This window comes from Halomonas sp. ND22Bw (genome assembly GCF_003011945.1).
Classification (GTDB): Bacteria; Pseudomonadota; Gammaproteobacteria; order Pseudomonadales; family Halomonadaceae; genus Halomonas; species Halomonas halophila.
In genome coordinates this window covers 1-268 of record NZ_PXWD01000961.1, presented here as the reverse complement: position 1 = coordinate 268, position 268 = coordinate 1, and the positions used below count along the sequence as shown (strand labels likewise).

The 268-nt window shown below is 71.3% G+C and carries 1 protein-coding gene; it reads left to right on the top strand.

Translation table 11 applies throughout. The features are described 5' to 3' along the window. Nucleotides 1-242, top strand: a 242-nt coding sequence (locus CVH10_RS21015; protein ID WP_369335934.1) for an amidase family protein, incomplete at its 5' end; no start/stop codon positions are given. Between the last annotated feature and the right edge of the window lie 26 nt (nucleotides 243-268).

The following is a 268-nucleotide window of genomic DNA, read 5'->3' as shown; positions in this document are numbered from 1 at the left end:
CCTTCGCGCTGGGCGAGAAGAACGCCGATCCGATCGCGATGTACCTCACCGACGTGTTCACGGTGCCCTCGTCGCTGGCCGGGCTTCCGGCGATGAGCGTGCCGGGCGGCGTCGACGCCGGCGGGCTGCCGCTGGGGTTGCAGGTCATCGGCAAGGCGCTGGACGAACAGGCCGTGCTGAACGCGGCACTGGCGATCGAGCAGCGCGCCGGCTTCGTGGCGCGGCCGGGGCGGTGGTGGTGACACACCTAGCGGGCGTTGCTGATTGG